At 68.9% G+C, this 23,321-nt stretch carries 22 protein-coding genes; 11 read left to right on the top strand and 11 right to left on the bottom strand.

Translation table 11 applies throughout. The annotated features are described in order from the left end of the window. Positions 1-5 precede the first annotated feature (5 nt). Genes soxX through soxA form a run of 4 tightly spaced genes read left to right on the top strand, consistent with a single transcriptional unit; the run spans position 6 to position 1,924 of the window. On the top strand, positions 6-353 hold the full coding sequence (soxX, locus tag VGV06_14575) for a sulfur oxidation c-type cytochrome SoxX (protein HEV2056371.1): 348 nt from the start codon (positions 6-8) through the stop codon (positions 351-353). Beyond that, positions 354-827: a SoxY-related AACIE arm protein gene (locus VGV06_14570; GenBank protein ID HEV2056370.1), complete on the top strand. Its 474-nt coding sequence runs from the start codon at positions 354-356 to the stop codon at positions 825-827. Positions 828-829: 2 nt separating this feature from the next. After that, positions 830-1,150, top strand: a complete 321-nt coding sequence (gene soxZ / locus VGV06_14565; protein ID HEV2056369.1) for a thiosulfate oxidation carrier complex protein SoxZ — start codon at positions 830-832, stop codon at positions 1,148-1,150. A 36-nt stretch (positions 1,151-1,186) separates the two neighbouring features. Continuing rightward, a complete protein-coding gene (gene soxA / locus VGV06_14560) occupies positions 1,187-1,924 on the top strand; it encodes a sulfur oxidation c-type cytochrome SoxA (GenBank protein HEV2056368.1) in 738 nt (245 codons plus the stop codon). A gap of 18 nt (positions 1,925-1,942) precedes the next feature. Here the strand turns inward: soxA and VGV06_14555 are convergent, their stop codons facing one another. Further along, positions 1,943-2,755: a carbohydrate ABC transporter permease gene (locus VGV06_14555; protein ID HEV2056367.1), complete on the bottom strand. Its 813-nt coding sequence runs from the start codon at positions 2,753-2,755 to the stop codon at positions 1,943-1,945. 252 nt (positions 2,756-3,007) lie between these two features. On the opposite strand from VGV06_14555, the gene VGV06_14550 reads away from it, so the two are divergent. The 3 genes from VGV06_14550 to VGV06_14540 all read left to right on the top strand — a co-directional run bounded on the left by VGV06_14550 (position 3,008) and on the right by VGV06_14540 (position 6,031). Continuing rightward, entirely contained in the window at positions 3,008-4,204 is a 1,197-nt protein-coding gene (locus VGV06_14550; GenBank protein ID HEV2056366.1) for a CoA transferase, read from the top strand. An 18-nt stretch (positions 4,205-4,222) separates the two neighbouring features. After that, a complete protein-coding gene (locus VGV06_14545; protein ID HEV2056365.1) occupies positions 4,223-4,837 on the top strand; it encodes a histidine phosphatase family protein in 615 nt (204 codons plus the stop codon). 117 nt (positions 4,838-4,954) lie between these two features. After that, the gene (locus VGV06_14540; protein ID HEV2056364.1) at positions 4,955-6,031 is read left to right on the top strand and encodes a Zn-dependent alcohol dehydrogenase; all 1,077 of its coding nucleotides are present in this window, start codon (positions 4,955-4,957) and stop codon (positions 6,029-6,031) included. 197 nt (positions 6,032-6,228) lie between these two features. Here the strand turns inward: VGV06_14540 and VGV06_14535 are convergent, their stop codons facing one another. The 7 genes from VGV06_14535 to VGV06_14505 form a co-directional block, all read right to left on the bottom strand. Further along, on the bottom strand, positions 6,229-6,762 hold the full coding sequence (locus tag VGV06_14535; GenBank protein HEV2056363.1) for a VOC family protein: 534 nt from the start codon (positions 6,760-6,762) through the stop codon (positions 6,229-6,231). 17 nt (positions 6,763-6,779) lie between these two features. After that, entirely contained in the window at positions 6,780-8,330 is a 1,551-nt protein-coding gene (locus VGV06_14530; protein ID HEV2056362.1) for a glycosyltransferase family 39 protein, read from the bottom strand. Between the two features lie 35 nt (positions 8,331-8,365). Continuing rightward, a complete protein-coding gene (locus VGV06_14525) occupies positions 8,366-9,250 on the bottom strand; it encodes a CoA ester lyase (protein HEV2056361.1) in 885 nt (294 codons plus the stop codon). Positions 9,251-9,252: 2 nt separating this feature from the next. After that, entirely contained in the window at positions 9,253-9,705 is a 453-nt protein-coding gene (locus tag VGV06_14520) for a MaoC family dehydratase (GenBank protein ID HEV2056360.1), read from the bottom strand. Positions 9,706-9,718: 13 nt separating this feature from the next. After that, positions 9,719-11,149: an amidohydrolase family protein gene (locus VGV06_14515; GenBank protein ID HEV2056359.1), complete on the bottom strand. Its 1,431-nt coding sequence runs from the start codon at positions 11,147-11,149 to the stop codon at positions 9,719-9,721. A gap of 37 nt (positions 11,150-11,186) precedes the next feature. After that, positions 11,187-12,224, bottom strand: a complete 1,038-nt coding sequence (locus VGV06_14510; GenBank protein ID HEV2056358.1) for a ketopantoate reductase family protein — start codon at positions 12,222-12,224, stop codon at positions 11,187-11,189. Positions 12,225-12,360: 136 nt separating this feature from the next. Then, positions 12,361-15,762 (bottom strand): adenylate/guanylate cyclase domain-containing protein, encoded by a 3,402-nt coding sequence (locus tag VGV06_14505; protein ID HEV2056357.1) that lies wholly within the window; start codon positions 15,760-15,762, stop codon positions 12,361-12,363. Between the two features lie 92 nt (positions 15,763-15,854). On the opposite strand from VGV06_14505, the gene VGV06_14500 reads away from it, so the two are divergent. The 3 genes from VGV06_14500 to VGV06_14490 are packed head-to-tail and all read left to right on the top strand — an operon-like array spanning position 15,855 to position 19,010. Then, a complete protein-coding gene (locus VGV06_14500) occupies positions 15,855-16,283 on the top strand; it encodes a PaaI family thioesterase (GenBank protein HEV2056356.1) in 429 nt (142 codons plus the stop codon). A 28-nt stretch (positions 16,284-16,311) separates the two neighbouring features. After that, complete coding sequence (locus VGV06_14495; GenBank protein ID HEV2056355.1) at positions 16,312-17,283, top strand: 2-hydroxyacid dehydrogenase; 972 nt, start codon at positions 16,312-16,314, stop codon at positions 17,281-17,283. Positions 17,284-17,315: 32 nt separating this feature from the next. After that, positions 17,316-19,010 carry an IlvD/Edd family dehydratase gene (locus VGV06_14490; GenBank protein ID HEV2056354.1) on the top strand — a complete coding sequence of 565 codons (1,695 nt, stop codon included), beginning with the start codon at positions 17,316-17,318 and terminating at the stop codon, positions 19,008-19,010. A gap of 1 nt (position 19,011) precedes the next feature. Here the strand turns inward: VGV06_14490 and VGV06_14485 are convergent, their stop codons facing one another. Beyond that, positions 19,012-19,470 carry a nuclear transport factor 2 family protein gene (locus tag VGV06_14485; GenBank protein ID HEV2056353.1) on the bottom strand — a complete coding sequence of 153 codons (459 nt, stop codon included), beginning with the start codon at positions 19,468-19,470 and terminating at the stop codon, positions 19,012-19,014. A gap of 286 nt (positions 19,471-19,756) precedes the next feature. Between VGV06_14485 and VGV06_14480 the strand changes: the two genes are divergently transcribed. Beyond that, on the top strand, positions 19,757-20,884 hold the full coding sequence (locus tag VGV06_14480; protein HEV2056352.1) for a DGQHR domain-containing protein: 1,128 nt from the start codon (positions 19,757-19,759) through the stop codon (positions 20,882-20,884). A 16-nt stretch (positions 20,885-20,900) separates the two neighbouring features. Here the strand turns inward: VGV06_14480 and greA are convergent, their stop codons facing one another. Both greA and VGV06_14470 read right to left on the bottom strand, forming a co-directional pair. Next, positions 20,901-21,383, bottom strand: coding sequence for a transcription elongation factor GreA (greA, locus tag VGV06_14475; protein HEV2056351.1), 483 nt, complete (start codon positions 21,381-21,383; stop codon positions 20,901-20,903). Positions 21,384-21,397: 14 nt separating this feature from the next. Further along, complete coding sequence (locus VGV06_14470) at positions 21,398-23,308, bottom strand: SurA N-terminal domain-containing protein (protein HEV2056350.1); 1,911 nt, start codon at positions 23,306-23,308, stop codon at positions 21,398-21,400. Positions 23,309-23,321 lie beyond the last annotated feature (13 nt).

The following is a 23,321-nucleotide window of genomic DNA, read 5'->3' as shown; positions in this document are numbered from 1 at the left end:
ATGCGATGCCGGATTCGCTCACCGGCGCCAAGGGCGATCCTGCGCGCGGCCGCGCGATCGTCGCCAACCGCCAGGTCGGCCTGTGCCTGCTCTGTCACAACGGCCCGTTCCCGGAGGAGCGGTTCCAGGGCAATCTCGCGCCCGATCTCAAGGGAGCTGGGAGCCGATTCTCGGAGGGCCAACTGCGGCTCAAAATCGCCGATCCGGGCCGGGTCAACCCGGCGACGATCATGCCGGCCTATCATCGGACCGAGGGACTGGTGCGGGTCGCGCCGGCCTACCGCGGCAAGCCCGTCTTGAGCGCGGAGCAGATCGAGGACGTGGTGGCCTTCTTGACGACGCTGCGTGACTGAATGAAACCGCGCACCTCGCGCCGCCAATTCCTGCTGTCCGCCAGCGGCGCCGCGGCCGGGATCGGCCTGGCGTCGATGCTCCAGGTCAAGCCCGCGCGCGCGACGCCTGCGGCAATGCAGGAAGCCATCCGCAAGGTCGTGGGCCCGGCTCGCGTCAACACGGGCAAGGTGAAGCTCGACCTGCCGCCGCTGGTCGAGAACGGCAATGCCGTGCCGCTCGCCGTCAGCGTCGAGAACCCGATGACCCAGGCCGACCACGTCAGGGCCATTCACGTCTTCACGGAAAAGAACCCGCAGCCCGACGTCGTGAGCTTCCGCCTCGGGCCGCGCGCCGGGCGGGCGAGCGTGGCGACACGCATCCGGCTCGCCGACACGCAGACCGTGGTTGCCATCTGCGAGCTGAGCGACGGCTCGTTCTGGTCCGGCAGCGCGGCCGTCGTGGTGACCCTCGCGGCGTGTCTGGAGGAGGCGTAGCCGTGGCGAGCGCGCTGATCAACGTGCCGGCGCGGGCTAGACGCGGCGAGATCATCGATGTCAAGACGCTGATTTCGCATCCGATGGAGACCGGGTATCGCCGCAGCCAGCTCGGCGTGCTGATCCCGCGTGACATCATCAGGCTCTTCGTGTGCACCTACAACGGCACGGAAGTCTTCCGCGCCGAGCTGCACCCGGCGATCGCCGCGAATCCGTTCATCGCGTTCTCCACGGTCGCCACGGAGAGCGGCACGATTGCGTTCCACTGGACCGGCGACAGTGGTTTTTCGGTGACCGAGTCGGTCGCCATCACCGTCGGTTAAGTGCGGCGACTCTGCGCCGCGGTAGGTGCAATCGTGATGGCAACGTCGGCATTCGCCGGCGAGATCCCGCGCTCCGAGCGCCGCTCGGGCTACGACTTCATGAGCCGTGAGACGCGCGCGATGCAGGACGACGACAGCGCCAATCCGGGCCTGCTCTGGGTGCTCGAGGGCGAAGGGCTGTGGAACCGGAAGATCGGGACCGCCGGCCGCGCCTGCGCCGACTGCCACGGCGATGCCCGCGCGAGCATGAAGGGCGTCGCCGCCCGTCATCCGTCGTTCGACCCCGCGCGGGGACGGCCGGTCAGCCTCGAGCAGCGCATCAACGCCTGCCGCATCAACCAGCAGAAAGCGCCGGCGCTTACCTGGGAGGGCAGGGACCTGCTGGCGCTGACCGCCTACGTCGCGCGCCAATCACGCGGCCTGCCGATCGAGCTCGGGATCGACCAGCGGACGCAGCCGTTCCTCGATGCCGGCCGCGCGGCGTTCCATCGGCGCCAGGGCCAGCTCAATCTTGCCTGCAGCCAGTGTCACGACGACAACTGGGGGCGGCGGCTCGCGGGCAACGTCATACCGCAAGCGCACCCGACCGGATATCCGCTCTACCGCCTGGAGTGGCAGAGCCTCGGCTCGCTCCAGCGGCGGCTGCGCAACTGTCTTGTCGGGATGCGCGCGGAACCGCATGAATACGGCGCCCCCGAATTCGTCGATCTCGAGCTATTCCTGATGTGGCGCGCGCGCGGAATGACATTCGAGGCGCCCGCCGTACGGCCCTGAGCCCGGCGACGGCCGGGGTCAGGCGCCCGTCAGGCCGCGGACGAAACGGTCGAGGACCAGGTTGAAGACGAGGGCGGTGGGCACGCCCACGAGCAGGGCGCCCGCCATGAGCGAGCCCCAGAAGAAGATGTCGCCCCTGATGAGCATGGTCGACAGGCCGACCGTGATCACCTTCTGCTCGACGGGGGACGAGAGCACCACGGCGTAGAGATAGTCCTGCATCGACAGCGTGAAGGCGAAGATCGCCGTGGTCACGATGCCGGGCATGCTGAGCGGCAGGGCCACACGGAGAAGGCCGCCCGCCACGCCGCAGCCGTCGATCCAGGCGGCCTCCTCGATCTCCAGCGGCACCGTGCGGAAAAAGGCTGCCATCAGCCACGTGCAGAACGGAATGGTGAACGTCGGATAGACCAGCACCAGCGCCCACCACGAGTCCATGAGCCCGAGCCGGGCCACGACATACGTGAGGGGGAGGAACAGGATGATCGGCGGCACGAGGTAGGTCATGAAGAGCGCGATGCCGAGGTTCCCCGCTCCCGGCAGACGGAGCCGCGCCAGCGCGTAGGCCGCCGGAACCGCTGTGACCACCGTGATCACGACGACGGAGGCCGACACCAACGCCGTGTTGACAACCCACGTGGCGAACCAGGTCTGAGTGAACAAGAGGTGAAAATGCTTAAGGGTCGGCGGCTCGTGGAACCACAGCGGGAAACCCATCGCGTAGAGGTCCCGCTCGTCCTTGAACGCCGTGATCACCATCCACACAAGCGGGAGCAGCACGGCCAGGAGGAATGGGGCGAGCCCGGCATAGACGAGGGTCTGCCGGACCACCCGCCGGCGCCCGGCCATCATCGCCGGACGAAGGGCACCACGGGCAAGTTCCTCAAGTGCCGGCTCGAAGAGCGGATCGCGCGGAGGGGGTGGTGCAGACATGGCGTCCGCCAGCGTAGCACCGGATCTCCGGACTCGACAAGAACCCGGGCCCAGCTCGCCGGGCGCCGCTCATGTCCGCGCCACGGAGTGCTATGATTCCCCGGGATTGGCAAGTCGGACGCGTGGACGTACGACTTTCACGGAGGCGGCATGGCCGAGAAGAATCCGCGGGGTCCGCTGGAAGGTCTCCAGGTCCTCGACCTGACGGAGCACATGGCGGGGCCCTACTGCACCATGATCCTGGCCGACATGGGCGCGGACGTGATCAAGGTCGAGCGGCCCGGCGCGGGCGACTCCTCGCGCGCCATGGGCGACGGCAGCGAGCGCAATCCCTACTTCCGCTACATCAACCGCAACAAGAAAAGCCTGACGCTCGACTACAAGGCGCCCCGCGGGAAGGAGATCTTCCTCAAGCTCGTGACGGGCATGGATGTGCTTGTCGAAAACTATCGCCCGACAGTCATGGACCGGGCGGGCCTCGGCTACGAGACGCTCAAGCAGGAGAACCCGCGCCTCGTCTATGCACAGCTCTCCGGCTTCGGCTCCGACGGCCCCTACCGCGAGCGGGGCGGCTTCGATCTGATCGCCCAGGGCATGGGCGGGATCATGCACGTCACTGGAGAGCCTGACGGTCCGCCGACCTCCGTCGGCCTGCCCATCTGCGACCTCGGCACCGGGATGTGGGGGGCCCAGGGCATCCTCGCGGCGCTCTACGAGCGCCAGCGCACGGGCCAGGGGCAGAAGGTCGAGTGCTCGCTCCTCGAGACAGCCGTGGGCTTTTCCTCATGGACGAGCGCGGGCTGGCTGGCCGATCACAAGGAGCCCACGCGCCAGGGCTCGCGCCACCGTCAGAACGCGCCGTACCAACGCTTCGAGACGAAAGACGGTTACATGATGATCGGCGCGGCCGGCCAGGGCATCTGGGAGCGCGCCGCCAAGGCTCTCGGGCATCCGGAGTGGATAGATGATCCGCGCTTCCGCCGCGGCGCCGACCGCATGCGCAATCGTGTCGTGCTCGAAGCGGAACTGTCGGCGGTCCTGGCGACAGCGTCGTCCGCGCACTGGAGCAAGGTACTGGACGACGCGGGCGTGCCCTGCGGGCCCGTGTACACCTACGCAGAGCTCTTCGCCGATCCGCAGGTCCAGCACCGCGAGCTCGTGGTCTACGCCGAGGACGCGGAGCTCGGACGCGTGCCCCACATCCGCACGCCCGTGCGGATGTCAGCGAGCGACGTAGGAGTGCGCGCGACGGCGCCCAAGCTCGGCCAGCAGACTGATCAGATTCTCGCGGGCCTCGGCTACGCTTCAGTCGACATCGCGGCGCTGCGACGCGAGCGCGTGATCTAAGCCGTCTCCAGCTCCCGGATGGCGATCTTCCTGATCCGTCACGGCGAGACGCTCGGCAACGCCTCGCGCACCGTTCAGTTGCCCGACAACCCGCTCTCTCCCCGCGGCGTCGCCCAAGCCGAGCGCCTCGCCCGCCGTCTCGAGGCGGAGGGCATCGCCGCCATCCTCTCGAGCGATTTCGCCCGTGCCGCGACGACGGCCGAGCATCTTCAGCGCGTGACGGGCGCGCCCATCAGCTACGACCCTCTGCTGCAGGAGCGCAGCTTCGGCGATCTCCGGGGCACGCCCTACGCGGAGCTCGGCTTCGACATGTTCGCGCCGGACTACGCGCCGCCGAACGGCGAGACCTGGGAAGTCTTCCACGCGCGCGTCGATCGCGCCTGGGCGCTCGTGCAGGAGGCCGCCACCGCGACCGGCGGGCATCTTGCGGTTGTGACGCACGGGCTCGTCTGCCGCTCCCTGGCCGCAAGACACTTGATCCTGCCGGAGGGCCAGGAGGTCCCGGTACGCTGGGAGAATACAGCGCTCACCGTCGTAGACCATCCGGCGCCGTGGCGGGTGCGGCTGCTCAACTGCATCGCCCATCTCGATGACCCCGCCACGCGGACGCTCTCCGATTCCGGCGCGGTCTGACGACGTGCTCGAGGACCGACTCGAGAACCTTGGGGGCCTTGACACCTCGGGCGAGGCGGCGCAATGTCTGTGCCTGCACGCCGCCCGGATCCCACTAGACCGATAGAGGAGGACGATATGAAGGCTGCCGTATTCCATGGTCCGCATCAGCCGCTGACGATCGAGGAAGTGGACATCGACAAGCCCATCGGCCGCGAGGTGCTGGTGCGTGTCGTCGCCTCGGGGGTCTGCCATAGCGACCTGCACTTCGTGGACGGCTATTACCCGTTCCCGACGCCCGCCATTCTCGGCCACGAGGCAGCCGGCATCGTCGAGGAGGTCGGCCTCCAGGTCAGCGAGTTCAAGCCGGGCGACCACGTCATCGCGTGTCTCTCGGTCTTCTGCGGGCACTGCGACTACTGCCTCACCGGCAGGACACACCTCTGCCAGACCCGACCCGTCCGCGCCAAGACGGATCCGCCCAAGCTCTCCTGGAAGGGCCAGCCCGTCAACCAGTTCGCCAACCTGTCCGCCTACGCGGAGAAGATGCTGGTGCACGAGAACGCGCTCGTGAAGATCGACGACACGATGCCGCTGGACCGCGCCGCCTTGATCGGTTGCGGCGTCACCACGGGCGTCGGCGCGGTGCTGAACACCGCGCGGATCGAGGCGGGATCGACCGTCGCGGTCTTCGGCGCCGGCGGCGTCGGGCTCGCAGCGATCCAGGGCGCGCGCATCGCCGGGGCGCGCATGATCATCGCCGTGGACACGGTCGAGGCCAAGCTCGCCACGGCGCGCGAGCTGGGCGCCACCCACGGGGTCAACGCCAAATCAGGCGATCCCGTGCAGGCCATCCGCGCGTTGACGAACGGCGGGGTGGACTACTCGTTCGAGTGCATCGGCCTCAAGATCGCCGCCGAGCAGTGCTTCGATTGCATCCGGCCGGGCGGCACCGCCACCGTCGTGGGCATGATCCCGATGGGAGAAAAGGTCGAGCTCGACGGCTACATGTTCCTCCGCGAGAAGAAGATCCAGGGCTGCAGCATGGGGTCGAACCGCTTCAAGGTGGACATGCCGCGCTACATCGAGCTGTACCGGCAGGGCCGCCTCAAGCTGGACGAGATGATCACGCGCCGGGGCAAGCTTGAAGACGTGAACGAGTTCTTCCGCGCCATGAAGGCGGGCGAAGTGGCGCGCTCGGTAATGATGTTCTAGCAGGCTCGCAGGCCGCCGATAAGGGCCCATCTGCTTCGTTGGCGCCCTCGGCCGCGGGCTCAACGTAGAGAAACTACGCCTCGCCTGCGGCCTTCGGGCGCCGCCTCGCATCTGGACCCTTCTCGACGGCCTTCGCCGCGGGGCGCCGCCTCGCATCTGGACCTTTTTGAGCCGCCTGCGAGTTGGCCCAGCCCGACCTATCGGAACGACGTCGGGAGGGTCTGGCCTTCCACGGGATTGGCGACGGCGTCTTCGAGGGAACGCGCCTGGCGCCACTGGCTCGCGGGGCGGACGTGGCCGTCGGTGCCGATCTGGTCGATGTTCCAGTAGATCTCGAGGTTATTGCCGTCTGGGTCCGTGAACTCCACGGCGATCTGACAGCCCGCGCGGCGCCGGCCCTCGAAGACAATGGGCACGCCATGCTTTCGTAGCCACGCGCGGGCGCGGAACACCTCGTCGAGGGATCCCACCTCGAAGGCGAAGTGGTTGAGGCTGCCGCCCGCGGCCTTGGTCGCCTCCCGGTCTCCCTCGGCTTTCCTGCCGCCCCCCACGAGCGCCACCCCGTGATGGTCGCCGCTCACACAGAGAAAGACCATGCTCCCGGGCACCATGCTGTCGGGATAGCGGTCCGTGACGCGCAGGCCGAGCACCTCTTGGTAGAAGCGCACCGAGGCGTCGAGGTCGCTGACATTGAGCACGACGTGTCCGATCTTTCGAAGCTGGAATTCCATGCCGATCTCCTTGTCCGTTAGCTGCCCAGCAGCACGAAGCGGCGGCGGCCGACCTGCCCTTCGTCGAGCACCTTCCAGCCGGCGTCGGCCTGGGGCTTGAGCCGCTGCCAGTCTTCCGCGCGGATCAGGAGCCGCGCCTTGGGCTGGGCGGCGAGGAGCGCTGTGGCCTCGCCTTCGCTCCTCACCTCGCTCACGGGACTGCGCAGATAGAAATCCCAGGCGAGGTTGGCGTCGGGATAGGCCAGCAGCGGCTGCGCCGGATCGAGAAGAGGTGTGATGCGCCGGGCGATTCCGGGGTAGTCGTGGTCCTTGGCGAAACGGGGCGGGTAGCCGTGCGCCGTCACGGCCAACGCTATGCCGAGGCCCATCGCGATCCAGGCCGACGCCGCCAGGCCGCTGTGATCCACCCGCAGGCTGAGCAGCGCGAGCGCCGAGCCCGCGACGAGCGCTCCGGCCACGACATAGCGCTCCCACGAGGCGACCGGAAGGAAAACCGCGTCCGGACCCGAGGCCGTGCCCCAGAGCACGTAGGCGCCCACCCCCATCATTAATATGAGATAGACCACGGCCGCCCCCGTCACCACCCCCCGGGCCCGCTCGGCGGCCCCCACGAAGAAGTCGGCGACCAGAAGCGCGAAGACGGGCCACAGCGGAAGGAAGTAGCGGGCCCGCTGCTCTCCCGAGAGGCTCAGGAGCACGATCAGCGTCGCCGCCCAGACCAGCAGTCTTTGCCGATGGGCATCGCGCTCGCGAACCCACCACAATCCCGCGGGAAGGATGAAGAAGCCCCACGGCAGGAAGCGCGCGAGGTGCCCCGCCACCGCCTCCAGCCGTGAGGCGACGGCGCTCCTGAAATACCAGCCGAGATAGTCCGTCATCACCACGGCCCGACCGTAGCTCCGCTCGCGCTGAAAGAGATAGGGCAGGAGCCAGGGCAGCGCCGTCAGCGCGATGAGGGCGAGACCCAGCGGCAGCTTCAGGCGCTTGAGCCCGCGGAAGCCGTCCGCGGCCAGGGTCGCCGCCACGACAGCCACGAGCGCCATGAGCGCGGCCGGCCCCTTGCTCGCGAGCGCGCCCGCAACGCAAAGGTAGAAGCCGAGGAGCGGCCGGAGCGGATTCGCCGCGCGGCCGGCGGCCAGATAGAAGTAGAGCGCCCAGCTCATCCAGGCCGTGAGCATCATGTCGGTCAGGACTTGGTGCGCCATGAAGAAGTAGAAGGGGCTCGTGGCGAGAATGAGCGCGGCGGCCAGCCCCGCGGGCGCGCCCCACAGCAGGCGTCCGATGGCAAAGACGGCGAGGAGGCCCGCCAGCGCCGAGGCGACCGAGGCGATGGGCGCATTCGCATCGGTGACGACTCCCCAAGGCAGCGCGAAGACGGCCACCGTCCAGAAGTAGAGCGGCGGCTTGTTGAGGTAGACCTCGCCGCGGACGCGAGGCAGGATCCAGTAGCCGCCCTCGACGGCCTTCCGCGCCAGCAGGCTGTAGCGCGCCTCGTCCTGGTTGTCGAGCGGGCGGCGGCCGAGCGGCAGGGCGAAGACGATGGCGCTCGCGATGAGGAGCGCCGCCATGGCCACGGCGGCGCGGCGCGGCGTGAGGCCGCGCTTCAGATCACGCCCGCCCGCCGCGCGCGCTCGGCGATTTTCTTCGCGCGCGTGAGATGCGGCTGGTCCATCATCTGGCCCTTCCAAGAGAAGGCGCCGGCGCCCTTGTTCGCGTGCTCCTCGAAGGCCGCGATCAGGGCCAGCGCGTCTAGAGCCTCGGCCTTGGACGGCGTGAACTCCTGGTTGATCACCTCGATCTGGCTCGGGTGTATGGACATCTTTCCGCTAAAGCCCATCGCGACTCCATCGCGGCACTCGCGGCGGAGGCCGTCCAGGTCGGGGATGTCGGTGTAGACGGTGTCGAGGGCTTCGACTGCCGCGGCGGACGCGGCGACCGCGCACATGACGCGCGCGTGGCGCGGGATGTCCAGGTAACGCCCCGCGTCGTCGCGCACGCGCGGCAGGCCCATGGCCGCCGACAGGTCCTCGATACCCCAGGAGATGGCGACGATACGATTACTTGCTGCGGTGATTTCGCCGATGTTCAGCAGGCCCTGCGGCGTCTCGGTGGCGATCAGGATGAGCTTGGTCGACCCGAACGGCAGCCCGTGCTTTTCCTCGAGGCGCTCGAGCTGGGCCGCGATGCGCCTCACGTCGTCAGCGGTGCGCGGCTTGGGAACGAGGTAGCCGTCCGGCCGGGCGGTGATGGTCTCCTCGAGGTCGGGCACGGCGTGCTCGGTGAAGATGGGATTCATCCTGACCCAGCGCTCGCGACCGCCGAAGTCGAGCGTCTCGAGCCAGCGGCGGACGATGGGCCGCGTCGCGGGCTTTTGCTGCGGCGGCACGGCATCCTCGAGGTCGAGGATGAGCCCGTCGGCGGGGAGCGTCAACGCCTTGGCGATCATCTTCTCCTGGCCGCCGGGGACGAAGTGGAGCGAGCGGCGCACGCTCAGCCTTTTGTCCTGCGCATCATGGCCGCCCGCCGGCAGCGCATGACGAGGTCGCCGTGCTGGTTCTTGGCGCGGTGCTCGAAGGTGACGATGCCCCACTCGGGGTGGGACTTGGAGTCCCGCTTCTCGACCACCTCGGTCTCCGAATAGATGGTGTCGCCGTGAAAGACGGGCTTGGGGAACTCGACCTTCTCGAAGCCGAGGTTGCCCACCGTCGTGCCGAGCGTCGTGTCGCCCACCGACAGCCCCACCGCCACGCCCAGGGTGAAGAGGCTGTTGACGAGCGGCTTGCCGAACTCGGCCTTGGCCGCCGCGTGGAAGTCCACGTGCAGCGGCTGCGGGTTCATGGTGAGGCACGAGAAAAAGACGTTGTCGGCCTCGGTGACGGTGCGGCCGGGCTGATGCTGGAACACCTGCCCGACCAGGAGCTCTTCGAAGTGCTTGCCGGCCATGGGAAACCTCCGGTCAGCAGATGGGGCGCTGCAACACCTGGGGATCGAGCTTGCGGAGCAGGAGCTGGCCGTCGGACGTCGAGCCCAGAAGCTTGCCGCGCTCCGCGATGACGTGGCCGCGCAGGATGGTGACGACGGGCCAACCCGTCACCTGCCAGCCTTCCCACGGGCTGTAGTCCGTCACGTGGAAGTCGTCCTTGGCGAGCGTCTTCCTGATCGAGGGGTCGATGAGGGCAAAGTCGGCGTCGCTGCCGGGCGCGATCACGCCTTTGCGAGGGTAGAGACCAAATATTCGCGCGGCATTCGTCGCCGTGATGTCGGCGAAGCGCTCGAGCGTCATGCCGCGCTTGCCCACGCCCTCCGTGAAGCCGATGCCAAGGCGCGCTTCCGCGCCCACGTTGCCGCCCGTGACATCCTCGATCGTGCGCCCCCTGAGCTTGAGCTCGAGGCTCGTGGGGTACTCGTCGGTCGCCAGTGTCGAGAGCCCGCCGTGCACGAGCCCGTCCCAGAGCGCCTTCTGGTCCTCGGGGAACTTCAGCGACGGATAGGTGTGGGAGCAGAAGCCGCGCGGCGTCTTGTAGTACTCGGCGTTGAAGCACGCGTACTGGTGGAGCGTCTCCCCGTAGACCGGCAGGCCGAGGGATCGCGCCTCGCCGATCGCGTCCACGCCCTCCCTGGCCGAGGTGTGGACGAAGTACACTGCCGCATCGTTGGCTTTCGCCAGGGCGATCGTGCGCCGGAAGGCCAGCAGCTCGGAGAGCTTGCTGTGCACGAGGTGCAGGTTCGTCCCGTCCATCCGGCCTTCCTCGCGGAAGCGCTCGTAGTTGAATTGGACGAGGTCCTCGTCCTCGCCGTGGACGACCATGATGCCGCCGTGCGCGGCGACTTTCTCCATGGCGAAGCCGATGCGCCCGAAGTCGAGGCGGTTGCCCGCGCGCTTGGGGTGCGGCGGCAGGATGTTGGTCGTGAACACCTTGAAGGACGGGTGCCCCTGCTGGATCGCCTCGGGGATCTGCTCGAAGACGCGGAGCGGCAGCGCGCCCGCCAAGGTGATGTGGAAGGCGTAATCCACGTGCGACTGCCCCTTCCACCGCGCGGCGCGCTGCTCGAGCACCGGCATGATGTCGCTGCCCGGCCGCACGTAGCAGAAATCAATGTGGGTCGTGGTGCCGCCACAGGCCATGCCCCGCGTGTCCTCTTCGGGGCCAAGCGTGATGGACGGCGACTCCGGATGCGACATGATCGCGTGAGCGAGGTGCGTATGGGGCTCGACGCCGCCCGGCGTGACGATGAGGCCCGTCGCGTCTATGACCCGGGCGGCCTCCGTGGGCATGGTGCCGGGGGCGCCCAGCACCGCGATGCGCCCGTCCTGCACGCCCACGTCCCAGGAGCCGACGCCCTGGGGCGTCACGACACGTCCGCCGCGGATCACGAGGTCGAGCACGCGCCGAGCCTAGCCCAAGCCGTCGTAGCCGTCAAATCTAGTGTGGGACGAGGGCCCAGAGCGGATCGAGGTTTTTCGGATCGGGCTTGAGGAGGCCTACGCCGGGGGCGTTGACCAGCTCGACGATCTTGTCGTTGAGCGGCGTCTTCACGGCGACCTGCCGCCCCTGCTCGGCGACGTAGCCGTTGAGATAGTTGATCTCGGTGCGGCGCCCCTTCATCACGTCCTGGAGCATGGAGGGCCGGCCGCCGACCCGGCTCTTGGCGTCGCGCGCCATGTCGGCCTCGACTTCGTCCAGTCCCTTGCCCTGGGTCGCGTCCACGAAGCGCTGGGTCTCGATGCTGTAGATGGGCTCGACTTCGTACCCGCGCGCGCGCCCGACCTGGATCACCTCGGCCGCTGTGAAGACGGCGATGCGTCGCGGCACGCGGTCGGTCCGCGCTTCGGCGGAATCGAAACCGGACAGCCCCGAGATCGGATTGACCATGCAGTTGACGGCCAGCTTGGACCAGCGCTCGCCCCAGAGGTTAGTCGTGACCTTGCTGGTCGCGACGTCGTTCATGATGAGCGCAATTTCCCGTGCGCGTTGCGTGTCCTTGCCGTCGTGCTCGCCGATCTTGAAGCCAACGGCGCCTCTGTCGGTGCGGATCGCGTGGCCCGGCTCGTACATACCCGCGCTAATCGTGATGACGCAGCCGAGCGTCCGCTCCCTGCCCGCCACCGCCGCTACGCGCTCGTCGTTGATCCCATTCTGGAAGTCCACGACCACGCCGTCCGGCCGGCGGAGATTAGTCACCGCCATCGCGGTCGCCCACTCGGTGTCATAGCTCTTGACCGAGATGAAGATGGCGTCGAAGGGCTCGCGAAGGCTCTGCACCTCGTGGATGTGGAGCGCTTTGACAGGAACCACGTGCTCGCCGCAGGTCCCCGAGAGCCGGAGGCCCACGCGTTTCATCGCCTCGACGTGCTCCGGCCACTGCTCGATGAGCGTGACGTCGTGGCCGGCCTTCGTCAGCATGCCGCCGACGATCGAGCCGATGGCCCCTGCCCCGATGATGCCGATCCTGGTCGCCATGTCGCCTCCTTGGTCCAGGCGGTTCCCGAGCCAGGTGAGGAGTCTACCACTGCCGACGTGCGCGTTTGGGTCTCACGCAGGGTGACGAGCTGGGATCACCGCAAGCTGGGCGGGAGCTACTGAGCCGGCGGGGCCTCTAGCCCGACGCGATCTCGTCGAGCAGGGCCTTCGCCGCGCGGAGGTCCTGGGTGTCGAAGCCCTCGGTGAACCAGCCGTAGACGTCGGCGAGCGCACGGCGCGCGTCCTCGCGCCGGCCCTGGTCGCGCCACAGGCGGGCGAGGCTCGTCGCGGCGCGCAGCTCGAACGACCTCGCGTCCCGACGACGCGCCATCTCGATCGCCCGCTCGAAGCAGCGCGCGGCATCCTCGGGGACATGTGGCGCGAGCCGCCGTCGCAGCTCACCCTCGAGCCGGGCGATCTCGGAGCCATAGTAGCCGCCGCCATCCGGATCTCCCAGCGATGCCAGCACCTCCAGTCCTTGCGCCGACGCCTCGGCCTCGCCGTATAGCGACGCGAGGATGCAGCCGCTCATCACGCGGCGCCAGGCGGTGCTCTGTGCCGCCGCCATCTGCCGGCGCAGGGCGTTCAGCGGCTCGACGCCCTCAGGCCCGCTTCGGGACGCGTGGAGGAGCATGACCGTGTCGGTGGCCCAGGCCGCGAAGCCATGCGTCTCGATGAGGGCGAGGGCGCGCTCGGCGCTGGCGACCGCGGCGGGCCGATCGCCGCGCTGGTAGTGGACGAAGGTGGCGAACCATAGCGCGATGGCTGATGTGAACGCATGTCCCAGCGTCTCGGCGAGGCGCGACGCCTCGTACGCCGAGGCCAGCGCCTGCTCGGGATACCCGAGCGCCCACTGGCTCAGCGCCAGGTAGTAGCGGCAGCACACGCCGGGGTCGTGGCCGCCGTAGAGCAGGGCATATGATCCGTGGCGCTCCCGGTCGTAGAGGGCGACGCCGCGCTCCATGTGCGGCAGGGCGCGCTTCGCCTCGCCCATCGACACCAGCGTGGGCCACAGGGTATGGTGTGCCTCGAGCAATTGCCCTTGGTCGTCGCCTTGCGTGGCGATCGCGAGTAATCGCTCGCCGGCCTCCACCGCGGGGCCGTAGTCACCCCTTGTGTAGCGGACATACCAGAGACCCCACAGCACGGTGAACCGGCGCGCGGCGTCGTCGAGGCCCTCCACCAGCTCCAGCGCGGCGAGATACGACGCCTCCACGAGCGGCGAGGGCGCGCCGTGCACGGCGATGAGTGGCGTGCCCAGGGCGATGCGCAGGTCGAGGGCCTCGGACAGTGTATCCCGCGTCTCGGGCAGCTCGGCGAGGAGCGCCAGCGCACGCTCGAAGAACTCGACGGCCTCGCGGTTCGCGGAGCGCGCGACCGCCTTCGCCCCCGCCTCGCGCAGGTAGCGGACGGCCTTGTCTGGGATGGCCGCCCGCACCGCGTGGTGCGCGAGCACCTCGGCGTGCTCGGCGAGGCGGTCGGCGTGCAGGCGCTCGAGCCTCTCGAGGATCGTGGCGTGGAGCGCACGCCGGCGCTCCTGGAGCACGCCGTTGTAGGCGACCTCGTGGGTGAGGGCGTGCTTGAACGTGTACTCGATGTCGGGAAACAGGCGCGCCTCGTACAGGAGCTCCGCGGTCTGTAGCTCGCCCAGCGCCGGGTGCAGGGCGTTGTCCGCCATCTCCGCGACGGCGGCGAGGAGCGCCACGGGCACATCCTTGCCCACGACGGCGGCAGCCTGGAGCAGGCGCTTGAGTTCCGGGCGGAGGCGATCGATGCGCGCGGCGAGGATGGCCTGGACCGTCGCGGGCATCTGGATGGTGGCGGCGGGCCGGACGAGCCGGTACGCCCCGGGCTCGCCGGCGAGGGCGCCCGTCTCGACGAGGGTCCGCACGCTCTCCTCGAGGAAGAGCGGGTTGCCCTCCGTCCGCGCGATGAGGAGCGGCGCGAGCGGCGCGGTGGACGGGTCGGCGCCGAGGAGGGCCCGGAGCAGCGCGTCCGCGCTCTCCGGCGGCAGCGGGTCGATGCGGAGCTGGCGATAGTAGGTCTTGCTGCCCCAGCCGTGGCGGTACTCAGGCCGGTAGTTGACGGCGAGCAGGACGGCCGCGCTCCCCAGGCTCTCGGCCAGGCTGTCGAGGACGGCCTGCGTCTCCGTGTCGATCCAGTGGAGGTCCTCGAACAGGAGAAGCAGCGGCTGTACCTGACTCTCGCGCAGCAGCGCCCGCTTAACGCTCTCCATGGCGCGCCGGCGGCGCTGCGGCGGCTCCAGGCCGAGGAACGCGGCCCCGGGCTCGAGGGCGTCGAGGATCCACAGCACTGGCGCGACGGCCTCCTCGAGCGCGCGGTCGAGGGTGAGGAGCGTGCCCGTCACCTTGGCCCGGACGCTGCGCAGGTCGTCGCGGTCGTCGATGCGGAAGTAGCCGCGCAATAGCTCGGCCAGCGGCAGGAACGGCGTGGCCTTGCCGTAGGACACCGAGCTGGCCTCGAGCACCCGCCAGCCACCCCCGTTCGCGCCGAGCACGTGGTGCGAGTGGGTGAACTCGTAGAAGAGCCGCGACTTGCCGACCCCCGCCTCGCCGACGACGGCGACGAGCTGGCCCCGCCCCTGCCGGGCCTGGGCGGCCGCCTGCCGGATCTGGTCCATCTCCCCATCCCGGCCCACGAAGCGGCTGAACCCGCGGGCCCGCGAGGCCTGCAGGCGCGTCCGGACGGCGCTGGCGCCCGTCAGCTCGAACACCTCCACGGGCGCGGCGAGGCCCTTGACGGGGATGGGCCCGAGCGGGCGCACCTGCACGAACTCCTCTGCGAGGCGCAGCGTGTCCGCGGTGAGCCGAGTCGTGCCGGCCGGGGCGAGCTGCTCCATGCGCGCGGCGAGGTGCGTCGTCTGCCCGACCGCGGTGTAGTCCATCCGCAGGTCGCTGCCCACCGAGCGTACCACCACGTCGCCGGAGTTGATCCCGACGCGGATCTGGACCTCGGCGCCGTGGGTGCGCCGCACGTCCTCCGTGTAGCGCCGGATCGCCTCGTGCATGCGCAGGGCCGCGTAGCACGCGCGCACGGCGTGGTCCTCGTGGGCGAGCGGCGCGCCGAAGAGCGCCATGATGCCGTCGCCCATGACCTGATTCACCGTGCCCTCGTAGCGGTGCACCGCCTCCATCATCCGCTCGAGCACGGGGTCGAGGATCCGCCGCGCCTCCTCCGGGTCGCGGTCGGCGAGCAGCTCCGTCGAGCCCTTCATGTCGGCGAAGAGGACCGTGACCTGCTTGCGCTCGCCCTCGAGGGCGGTCTTCGAGGTGAGGATGCGCTCGGCGAGGTGCTTGGGCGTGTAGGCGTGCGGCGAGCTGAAGCGGGCGGCGGCGGGCGCGGCGGCGGCCGGCGCAGTGCCCGGCGCGATGGCGCTGCCGCAGTCGCCGCAGAACTTCTGGCCCAGCGGGCTGACGGTGCCGCAGGTGGGGCAGCGGCTGGCCAGGCCCGCGCCGCACTCGCCGCAGAACTTCTGGCCGCTGGCGTTCTCGTGCCCGCAGTCCGGACAGGCCGTCACCAGGATAGCCTCGCCCAAACGCCCGGCGGAAGCAAGGGCATCGGACAGCTTCCGTTGAGTCCCGCGCGAGTTTTCGGTATAACTAGGCCCCCATGCCCGCCGACCTCCTGACCCTGACCCGCGAGCGCGCCCAGGCCAACCTCTTCTGGCGCTACCTGGGCGTCCAGGTCGACGACGCCGGCGAGGGCTGGGTGCGCCTCCGCGTGCCCGTCAAGGACGGACTCCGGAACGCGGCCGGCGCCCCGGTTCACGGCGGCGTGCTCAGCGCGCTCGTGGACATGGCGGTCGGCGGCGCCCTCGGCACGACCCACGACAACGCCGCCGGTGGCGTGGGACAGGCCACGCTCGACCTCAACGTCAGCTTTCTCGCCGCGGCGGGCGACGGTGACATCGTCGCCGAGGGACGGCTCTTGCGCCGCGGGCGCTCCGTCGCGTTCGGCGAGGCCCGCATCACCGACGGCACGGGCAAGCTCGTCGCCGTCGGGCGCGCCACCTACATGCTGCTCCAACCGAAGCCCTAGCCCGGAACCCGGACCAAAGGAGAATCGCGTGGCCACCAAGATCGTCTTCGCCCCGAAGATGCCCGACCCCATCATGGATACCGCCCGCTCGATGGTGCCCGCGGGATACGAGCTGGTCGTCACCGAGCACGACCACCCGGACTTCCTCAAGCACGTGGCGGGCGCCGAGTACTACGTCGGGTTCCCGCGGGCCGGCATGGGCGAGGCCTTCTTCAAGGCGGGGTCGGGGCTCAAGCTGGTGCAGCTCATCAGCGCGGGCTACGACAGGGTCGACGTACCCGCAGCGAAGAAGGCCGGCGTGCCCATCGCCAACAACGGCGGCTCCAACTCCGTCGCCGTCGCCGAGCACACCATGATGCTGATCCTCGCCGTCTACAAGAAGATGGCCTGGCACCACATCAACGTGACGCATGGCAAGTGGCGGGTCGGCGACTTCTCGACCACGCGGACGTACGAGCTGGCGGGCAAGAAGCTCGGCATCGTGGGCCTCGGCACCATCGGCAAGAAGGTGGCGCGCCGCGCTGAAGGCTTCGACATGGACATCCAGTACTACGACATCGTCCGGCTCACCGAAGACCAGGAGGACGCCCTCGGCGTCAAGTTCACGCTCTTCCCCGAGCTGCTCCAGACCTCCGACGTGGTCAGCCTGCACGTTCCGCTCAACGACGCCACGCGCAAGATGATGGGCGCGCGCGAGTTCGCGATGATGCAGAAGGACGCCATCCTGATCAACACCTGCCGCGGCCCCGTCGTGGACGAAGAGGCCCTGCGCCACGCGCTCCTCTCGAAGCAGATCTCCGCGGCGGGGCTCGACGTCATGGTCGAGGAACCGCCGCTCATCAACCACCCGCTCTTCGGTCTCGAGAACGTCACCTTCACTCCGCACTCGGCGGGGCCGACCTGGGAGAACTGGACCAAGGCCTTCCGGAACGCCTTCGACAACGTCCAGCGGGTGGCGCGGGGCGAGAAGCCCCTCTGGGTCATCCCGGAGATGAGGTAGGAGGCCGCCCAGGACAAGACGGGGCGCGAGACATGGACCAGGGGCTCTCTCGCGGGCTGACGAACTACGGCGACCGGGATTTCGCGCTCTATCTCAGGCGATCGTTCGCCCGATCCATGGGCTACTCGGCCGAGAGCCTCGCCAAACCAGTCGTCGGCATCGCGGATTCGGGCAGCGGGTTCAACAACTGCCACCGCCACTTCCCCGAGCTGATCGACGCGGTCAAGCGCGGCGTCCTCGCGGCGGGCGGCCTGCCGATGGACTTCCCGACCATCTCGCTCGGCGAAGTCTTCCTCGAGCCGACCAGCATGCTCTACCGCAACCTCATGTCCATGGACGTCGAGGAGATGGTGCGCGCCCAGCCGATGGACGCCGTCGTCCTCGTCGGCGGCTGCGACAAGACGGTGCCGGCGCAGTTGATGGGCGCGGCCTCCGCCGGCGTCCCCGCCATCCAGCTCATCGGGGGGCCCATGATGACGGGGCGCTGGGAGGGCGAGCGCCTCGGGGCCTGCACCGATTGCCGCCGTTTCTGGGCGCGCTACCGCGCGGGCCAGATCTCCAAGGACGAGATCGAAGGAATCGAGAGCCGGCTTGCGACGACGGCGGGCACCTGCGCGGTGATGGGCACGGCCAGCACCATGGCCTGCCTCGCCGAGGCCCTCGGCATGACGCTGCCGGGGACGGCGGCGATCCCCGCCGTTCACGCGGACCGGCTGCGCGCCGCCGAGGCGACGGGCGAGGCCGCGGTGCGGCTGGTTGCCTCGCGGCTCACTCCCGAGCGCGTCCTCACTCCCGAGGCGTTCGAGAACGCGCTCCGCGTGCTGCTCGCCATCGGCGGCTCGACCAACGCCATCATCCACCTGACGGCGATCGCGGGCCGCGTGGGCGTGCCGATCTCCCTCGAGCGGCTCAACCGGATCTCGGACGAGACGCCGGTGCTGGTGGACCTCAAGCCCTCAGGCGATTTCTACATGGAGGACTTCTTCAACGCGGGAGGCCTGGGCGCCGTCTTGGCCGAGCTGCGGCCCCAGCTCCACCTCGACTGCCTGACCGTCACGGGCGAGACGCTGGGCGCGCGGCTCGACGCGGCTCCGCGCTACGTGGATCGCTCGGTGATCCGCGCCCGCACCGAGCCGATCATGGCCGTAGGCGGGCTGGTCGCCCTCTTCGGCTCCCTGGCGCCGGGCGGCGCCATCCTCAAGCGCTCGGCCGCAGACTCGCGCCTCTTCGAGATCGAGGCCGCCGCCGTGGTCTTCGAGTCGCTCGAGGACCTGGCGGCGCGCGTCGATGATCCTGCCCTGCCGGTGACGCCCGAGAGCATCCTCGTCCTCAAGAACGCGGGCCCCAAGGGCGCGCCGGGTATGCCCGAGGCGGGCTATCTCCCCATCCCGCAGAAGCTCGCGCGCGCCGGGGTCAAGGACATGGTGCGCATCTCGGACGCGCGGATGAGCGGCACGGCCTTCGGCACGATCGTGCTCCACGTGACGCCGGAGGCCGCCGTGGGCGGTCCGCTGGCGCAGGTCGAGACGGGCGATCGGATCCGTCTGAGCGTGAAGGAGCGGAAGCTCGATCTCTTGGTGAGCGAGGCCCTACTCTCGAAGCGGCGGGCAACGTGGAAGCCCGTCGCCTCGCCGGAGCGCGGCTACCGGAAGCTCTACCTAGACCACGTGCTCCAGGCCGACGCTGGCTGCGACTTCGACTTTCTTCGAAAGGCGCCGGCCCGCTGACCTATCGCCGCGCGCCGGCGTGGATGTCGGGGTTGCCCGTGTTCCAGTAGACGGCCTGCTTGACCTTGTGGATCTTCCACCCCGAGGCGCCGCGCACGAGGGCGTGGGTGTAGGCGCAGTAGGTGTCGAAGCGCGCGCCGTCCTCGGGCCGGAAGCGGTGAATGACCGCCGCGGACACGCACGTGGCGCGATCACCGTCCACGGTGACGAGGTGGTTGGCGCTCAAGTGCAGCGTCTTGAGCTTCTCGAGCGCGGCCCGTCTCAGGGCGACGAAGTCGTCGGCCTTGACGGTGGACGCCGGTTCGCCGCGCAGATCCGAATAGTCGGTCTCGATTTCGTCCGCGAAGCAGCGCCGGCACGCCACCCAGTCCTTGACGTCGAGCGATCGGGCGAAGCCGAGCACGACATCGATCACCGCGGCGCGATCCTGAAGCGGACTGAGTGAGCGTTCATCCGTCATGGCTTGGACGGCCTCATTTGCCCCCATTTTGCTTGGAAATCGGTCACTTGTCCCCAATCCACCGGCTCAGGATGCCATTCCCCAATCTTTTCAGCGCGTTAGCAGATTCATCCCCAGCTTGCCCACATAGTGTGGGTAAAGCCGCTCCAGACCACATCATACAGGGTGTCTCCAGCAGTGGGCAGTCTCAAAAAAGGCAAATGTTGACAGGGGTTTATCCTTCTATTAGAGTATCGCCTGCTCGGACCAGTAACTCACCCTGACCTCAGAAAGGTGGAGGAGGGTCATGATCACCGTTCCCGCGCACCGCGTGAAGCAGTTTGGCGTGGAATTCTTCCAGGCCTCTTTCTCGGCCAAGGACATTGATCGCCTGGTCAAGTTCGAGGTCTTGGGCTACGCGGGCGCGGCCACTCCTCCAGCCAAGGCCAAGCGGGGCAATCGCTCGCGCGTGAACTGGGAGGCGCTCGAGAAGCGGATCGGCGAGAGCGAGGCCGCGTACCAGCGCCCGGTCATCCGCCGCAAGATCGACGAGCTCGTGGCCTACTACAGAGATTGCAAAGACGCGGGCACCCTGCCCGCCATCCCGGGCGCGGTCATCATCACCTCCGAGAAGCGCTTCACCTTCACGCCGATGGCGAGCCAGCACGACCTGGGGCTCTTGCAGATCCCCGAGGAGCATGGCGTGCTCCGTGTGCTCGACGGCCAGCACAGGCTGTTGGCGCTCCACGCGCTCACCCAAGCGGGCGAGAATCTCAGCATCGAGGTCCCCGCGGTTCTCTTCGACAGGCTCGACGCGCGGCAGATTGTCGAGCTGTTCGTGACGATCAACGCCAAGCACACGCGCCTCAACCCCTCGCACATCGTGAGCCTGGCCGGCCGCAAGCTCTACCCCGACCCGAACCAGGCGCTGGCCCACGACGTCATCCGCTCGCTCAACGAGGACGACACCTCGCCGCTCGCCGGCGAGATCAAGATGCTCGGCACCGGTCGCGGGCGCGTCTCGCAGGCGCCGCTGGCCGAGGAGATCGTGGACTTCCTCGAGACCGTGGAGAAGATCGGCGGCGGAGCGCGCCTGACCGAGCTGCGCCAGGGAGCCAAGCGCTTCTTCCTGAACTACGTGAAGGCGGTGGCGGGCGTCTTTCCCGCGGCGTGGGCCGGACGCAAGTACTCGATCAAGACGGGCGCGGCGCTCCGCGCCTTCATCCGCGTGGCTCCCGACGTCATGGCGCGCTCGCGAGAGCTCAAGCGCGACCCCTTCGACCACAACGCGATCCGCGAGGCGGTCAAGCCCTGGAGCGACCGCCTGAAGGACCGCCGCTTCGAGACCGAAGGCGAGTGGAAGAACAAGCTCCAGGGCGGTACGCGCGGAACGGTGGAAGCGCTCACCCGCGAGCTGCGCGACGCGCTAAGGTAGGCGCCCGCGCCGCGGGCTACGCTTTCTCGTCCCAGGGAAAGTTCGCGGCGAGGATCTCGAAGGTCTTCTTGCCGCCCGGCAGCTCCGCCGTTACCGTGTCTCCCACCTTCTTGCCGATCAGCGTCCGCGCCAGCGGGGCCATGATGGAGATGCGGCCGCGGGCGGGATCGGTCTCCTCGGATCCCACGATCTGGTGCCGGCTTTCCTTGCCGGCTTCATCCTCGAGGCGCACCGTGGAACCGAACGTGACGCGGTCGCCGGAGGTGGGCGGCTCGATGACCTCGGCCGCGCCCAGCTTGGACTCGAGGTCATTGATCCGCGCCTCGGTGAAGCTCTGCTTCTCGCGGGCGGCGTGGTACTCGGCGTTCTCCTTGAGATCGCCGTGGGCACGGGCTTCGGCGATCGCCCTCGTGATGGCGGGCCGTTCGACGCGCTTCAGGCGGTCGAGCTCTTCCTTGAGGCGGGTGTGCCCTTCGCCCGTCATGGGCGTGCGCTGGATGGACATGCGTGTCTCTACCGCTCCGAGATTGTTTCGCCCTGCACCTGGATCTTGGCGCCCGTGAAGAGTGCCTTGATCCACCGCTCCCACGCCTGGTTCCGCTTCGCCTCGAGCAGCTGACCGCGCACCTGGTCGCGCATCTTGTCGAAGCCCTGGAGATCGGCGGCGCGCCGCTCGATCGTCTTGACCACGTAGAACCCGGTGCCGGTCCGCACGGGCTCGGAGATCGCGCCGGTCGGGGTGTGTAGGGCCGCCAGCAGCACCGCGCCCGGCAGCGCCTCCTTGTCCTTCGGAGGCTCGCCGCGCGAGAAGAGCTGCGTCTCGCCGGCGGCAAGCTTGTCGCGACGCGCCGCGGCCAGGAAGTCACCGGTCCCCACGTTCGCCGCGAAAGCCTTGGCGCGCTCCTCGGCCAGGACCCCCGCGCGTTCGCGCTTGACCGCGTTCAGCGCCTTGTCCTTGATCTCGGCGAAGGGTGGCACACCGGCCGGGAAGGACTCGGCGACGCGGGCGATCACGAAGCCGCCCGGTGTCTTGATCGGCGGCGACACGCCGCCCACCGCGAGACCGAAGATCGCCTCCTCGAGCTGCGGGTCGCGGCCGATGCCCTCGATCCCGTCACCGCGAGCAACCGTCGCTTCCTTCGCTTCGACGTCGAGCTTCTTCGCCTCAGCGGCGAAATCCTTGGTCGCGGCCAATCCGGGCCGCGCCTCGTCCGCCTTGGTCTGGGCGGCGCGCTCGCTGCGCTCGGCGGCGAGCTTCGCCTTGACCTTGACTGCCGCGTCGCGGAACGGCTGGACGCCGCCGTCCTGCACGTCGGAAACCATGATTGCGTGATAGCCGAAGGGCGTGCGCACGGGCTGAGGCGAGATCTCCCCCTTCTTCAGCGCGAATACCGCCTCCTCGAACTGCGGCACCATCTCGCCCTTGCCCACGAAGCCGAGATCGCCGCCCTGGGGCGCCGTCGCGGTGTCTTCCGACAGCTCCCTGGCCAGCTTGCCGAAATCCTCGCCGGCCTTCGCCCGCCGGATCGCCTCCTCGATCTTGGCCTTGGATTTGTTCTCGGCCTCGCTGCCGCCGGTGGGCGGCACGCGCACCAGGATGTGCGACGTCTTGAGCCGCTTGGGCCGCTCGAACTCGGCCCGGTGCTCCTTGTAGTACGCCTCGGTGTCCGCGTCGGGCACGGCCTTGGCGAAGGCCTTGGGGGAGATCAGGACATACTGGATCTGGCGGCGATCCGGGCGGCTGAACTGGGCCTCGTGCGTCTTCACGTACGCTTCCGCGTCGGCGTCGCTGACCGTCACCTGGGCGATCAGCGGCGCGCTCTCGATGGAGGCCCAGTCCGCGCGCACGCGCTCGAAGCGCGTCATGTACGCCTGCTCCACCTCGGCGTCGGACGCCTTGATGCCGTCCTTGACGAGCGCCTCCATCCTCTGGCGCACGAGGTCCCGGCGCACCTCGGTCTCGAATTCTCCGGGGTCAATGCGGGTCTGCTTGAGCTGGGCCAGGTACCGCTCGCGGGAGAAGCGCCCGTCCTCCTGGAAAGCGGGAATCGACTGGATGCGGAGCCGCAGCTCCTCGTCGCTGACCGTGATGCCCTCGCGCTTGGCCTGCTGGATGATGAGCGCCTCCTGGACGAGCTCGCTGATGACCTGCTGGGTCAGCCCCATGCGCTCGGCGATCTCCGGCGTGATGTCCTGCCGGTTGGCGCGGCGGTAGTACTCGAGGTAATTCCGCTGCATGCGCTGGAAGCGGGCGGCCGGTATCTCCTCGCCGTTGACCGTGGCGGGCGCGGCCGAGCGCGCGCCGTCACCTTTGAGGGAGCCCGAGCCGAAGTAGAAAAGCGACGTCGCGATGAACGCGACGATGACGAACAAGAGGATGAGCTTCAACCCCTTGAAATACTCCCGCATGGCGCCGATCAGCAACGCGACCTCCTTA

The sequence above is a fragment of the Candidatus Methylomirabilota bacterium genome, from assembly GCA_035936835.1.
Lineage (GTDB): Bacteria > Methylomirabilota > Methylomirabilia > Rokubacteriales > CSP1-6 > AR37.
Note: the sequence above shows the minus strand (reverse complement) of the source record. Positions and strands in the feature narration are given on the sequence as shown.